The sequence below is a fragment of the Cyanobacteria bacterium GSL.Bin1 genome (genome assembly GCA_009909085.1).
GTDB lineage: Bacteria > Cyanobacteriota > Cyanobacteriia > Cyanobacteriales > Rubidibacteraceae > Halothece.
Genome location: JAAANX010000116.1, coordinates 1 through 3775, shown reverse-complemented (window position 1 = coordinate 3775; position 3775 = coordinate 1). Strand labels below are relative to the sequence as shown.

Genomic DNA, 3775 nt, shown 5'->3' with positions numbered 1-3775 from the left:
GAAACGAGCTAGCATGGATGTGGCGTATTTGTTGCAAGTTCTTAACGCTTCGATTCCTTTATACTCTAACCTATTTGAGACCTAAATTTTCTTGCGCTTACCCTGATGGTGGAATCCGTTTTTCAAACTGATCTATATATGTCTTATTAATATCAAAGGCATAGATTTTTGCTGCTGACTCAAAACACTCAGCTGCTGCAAGTGCAAAATTTCCATAGCCACAGGTGGGTTCAATAATGGTTTTCGGAAGACATCCAAAGGATTGAATAACTTGGCAGCATTGTCTAGCGAGATCTATGGAGGTTTGAAAGTCCCCATATTCCCATTTCTTCTTCGTTTTTCTCATGACTTACCTCAAGCGTTGAACCCCTTCGACTTCTCCAGCTTTCTGGATCACGCGACTATACTGTAGTCTCCATTGAAGCGCATTCGAGATTGTTAGATAGCCTTGAAGCGGTGGATTTTCTAATATCGCTTCTGCCAAATTATTAGCTTCTATGTCATCTACTGGCAAATTTCTGTCATGAATAAATGCAACAATATCATCCCGATTCCCATCTCGCTCAAGTATTTCAAGAATTCCACGAGTCATCTGATAATCCGCTGTACGGGATGACTCCACATAAATTGTATGTTTTAAATCAAGCTGGGCACTCCGCGCTGTATCATCATCTGACTTTTCATAAACAAAGATTAAAACTCCGTAACCAAGCCCATATATTTTCTGACGTGCAGATCTAAAGGGGCATGAAGATTGAGGTTGTCGAATACTGGTCGTTTTAATATCTACATCGAGTTCTGGAAAATCGATACCAGATGCAGAATTACCGAGTTGAAACTCGTAGTTCTCAGTAAGATATGTGCGGAATTTTTGTTCTAGCGCGATCGCGCAATTCTTGCTCTACAACATCCTCGATACCAGGGTTCGTGGTCAAGCGCAATTGGATCATGTTGTTCTGTCTATCATCATAGAATTAGGACATTTTTTGTAGTTGAAAATAAGCATCAATCAGTGATTCAAAAATTAAAAGTCGAAGAGAAACCAACCTGAGAACGCCCCTGAAAAAGGCAATCATTCAGACCAAAAACTGACCACAATGACGGGAGCAACTTGTTAAAATTACTTTGGACTATCCTCAATTTTGAAGGTTTAATCATGGCTACTTTTTCTCCTGAACGTAAACGCCGCATTTTTGACCACTTAAACCAGACCACAGATTTTATTTCTAACCAAGACAATAGCTCTAATCAAATGGATTCGCGGAAAAGACGCATCATGGAACATATTGAAAGAACTCGCGGTTAGTTAGTTTCCTTCTGATTTATCTCGGGGAGTGCGGGGTGCCCTCCCCCGATGGGGGTCAAGAATCCGATTAATTTGGCGCAATTGCTCCGCCGTTCCCATACAAAACAGTAAGTCTCCCGCTTGCAAAACTTCATTAGCAGTAGGACCACCAATTAAGGTGCCATCGGCACGGCGAATAGCGAGAACTAAGGCACCCGATTGCGCTCTCAATCGCGCTTGGCTCAATGTTTGTCCCACGCAAGGACTACTAGAGGGATCAAGGAGAAATTCTTCAATATAAAACGAACCTTCAGTTCCAGCTAAAATGCCATCCACAAAGTCCATCACTTGCGGGCGTAACGCAGCTGCTGCTAAACGTCTGGCACCAGTAATGTGGGGAGAAACCACCGCATCAGCCCCTGCCCGTTGCAATTTTTGTACTGCTTCTTCAGTATTGGCTCGCGCGATCGCGCGCACCTTTGGATTGAGGGTTTTTGCCGATAAAATCGTGTAGAGATTTTCGGCATCAGAACTCAACGCCGCAACCAAACAAACTGCATCTTTGATTTTTACCTCAACCAGGGTTTCATCAAGGGTGGCATCTCCTTCTAAGGCAAGATAATTGGCATTACGCGCTACCTCCACCTTTTCGGGAGATTTGTCAATCACAATAAAGGGAATCGACTCCGACTGAAATTCGCGGCAAATTTGTCTTCCCATGCGTCCAAACCCACAAATAATATAGTGAGAAGTGAGTAGATCAATCAAACGTTTTCTTTGCCTCAGTTGAATGCCTTTTTGAAAATAACCTTGAATAATTGCTTCTGTGAAGCGGTTAACAATATAACCTATGGTAATCAACCCAGCGGCGATCAAGCCAATTGTAAACAGCTGTGAGCGTTCTGGTAAAGGACGCACTTCCGAAAAGCCGACAGTTGAAAGCGTGATTACTGTCATATAAGCGGCTTCTGACCAAGTCCACTGTTCAACAAAGTGATACCAAGCTGTTCCGACAAAAAAAACGCCGGCTAAGGTGATTCCGCCCCCTACTAACTGTTGCTGTAAGCGCCGATAATTTTGATCAAATGAATACATCTTTTAATGTAAGGATTCAGGTATAAGGGTTGACAGGAGTCAAAAAAGGGTTAAGCTGAAGCCATGATGATGAGCCAAGAGCACTCGTTCCCCAAAGCGGAAGAACTGAGCCAGTTGCCCAAAGAAAAACTGGTGGAAATCATCATTGCCCAGCAGGCACAAATCAATCAACTCACTCAGGAAATTGAAAGACTCAAAGCCAGCCTCAACCTCGATAGCCAAACCTCATCAAAGCCCCCCTCAACTGATTTACTGAAAAAAAGCGAGAAAGAGAAACCTGAGCCAAGCACTGAGAAAAAGAACTCTCCGAAAAGAAAGCCAGGGGGTCAACCGGGGCATCAAGGAAAAACACGAAAAGGGTTTGGTCGCGTGGATCGTTACGAAATGACGCGCCCGGAAAATTGTCCTCATTGTGGTAGCCAAAAATTGAAATCCGAAGCGGTCAAAATTGAGAAGAATCAAGTAGCGCAACTGGTGGAGCGACCGATTGAAATCGTCGAATATCAGCGTCACCATTGTCAGTGTCAAGAGTGTGGGGGAATCGCCAAAGCAGAACCCCCGAGTGGCTTCATGCCCGGTCAAGATTTAGGATTCCAATTACAAGGGTTGTTATCTTGGCTGGGCAACTATGGACATCTTTCCTATGAAAAACAACAAGAATTCTTATGGGAATTGGGAGGACTCGAAATCAGCCCAGGTACTTTGGTGGCAACCAATGAACGAGTGCAAACGGCGCTAGCGCCCAGTGTAGAAGCACTCCAGGAATGGATTAACCAGAAGACCCCTCATCTTCATAGCGATGAAACCCCTTGGCCTGTGAAAGGAACCAAGGAATGGTTGTGGGTCTTAGCGGGAGAGAAGTTTTGTTTATTCCACGCCGGAGATACCAGAGGCCGAGTGGAACTGCAAACCGTCTTGGGCGCTAGCTATCAAGGGGTGCTGATTAGTGATGACTTTAGCACCTATAACGGTTATCCGGTGCTGGCTCAACAAAAATGTCTAGCTCATTTGCGTCGTCATTTTCAAAGATTGTGGAAATTGAAAGGTCGCCACAATCAAGTGATTGCAGAAACTTTCCTGGATTTGATTGATGAAGCCTTTCAACAACATCGAAAATGGCGAGAATACCTTGATGGGGTGGCTTACCGAGATTGGGCTCGGAAGTTTCGTCCGAGAGTGGTAGCTCAAATTCAACAATGGAGGAAAGTTGCCGGTTATGAGGCCGGAAAACTGTTGCGATCGCTGCGGGAAAAAGCTGACCAGTGGTGGTATTTTCTCTGTGATCCCACTGTGCCTCCGGATAATAACTTAGCGGAGCGCTGCTTGAGACTAGCGGTAACCAAGCGCAAGGTTAGTGGCGGTTCTCGTTCGATGGCACGGTTTCGTCAAACGACT

3 protein-coding genes and 1 pseudogene are annotated in these 3775 nt (G+C 44.7%); 1 reads left to right on the top strand and 3 read right to left on the bottom strand.

The features are described from left to right. Window positions 1-97: 97 nt before the first annotated feature. From GVY04_15550 to GVY04_15540, 3 genes and pseudogenes are all read right to left on the bottom strand, one after another. Window positions 98-346, bottom strand: coding sequence for a hypothetical protein (locus tag GVY04_15550; GenBank protein ID NBD17492.1), 249 nt, complete (start codon window positions 344-346; stop codon window positions 98-100). A 3-nt stretch (window positions 347-349) separates the two neighbouring features. After that, window positions 350-880: pseudogene (locus GVY04_15545) on the bottom strand (restriction endonuclease). A gap of 426 nt (window positions 881-1306) precedes the next feature. Further along, window positions 1307-2380: a potassium channel protein gene (locus GVY04_15540; protein ID NBD17491.1), complete on the bottom strand. Its 1074-nt coding sequence runs from the start codon at window positions 2378-2380 to the stop codon at window positions 1307-1309. Window positions 2381-2443: 63 nt separating this feature from the next. On the opposite strand from GVY04_15540, the gene GVY04_15535 reads away from it, so the two are divergent. Next, window positions 2444-3775 (top strand): IS66 family transposase (locus GVY04_15535; protein NBD17490.1); only part of this gene is annotated, 1332 nt, incomplete at its 3' end.

Coding starts and splice junctions, on each gene's coding strand:
- GVY04_15550 (NBD17492.1), bottom strand. CDS start 346: ATGAGAAAAACGAAGAAGAAATGGGAATATGGGGACTTTCAAACCTCC.
- GVY04_15540 (NBD17491.1), bottom strand. CDS start 2,380: ATGTATTCATTTGATCAAAATTATCGGCGCTTACAGCAACAGTTAGTA.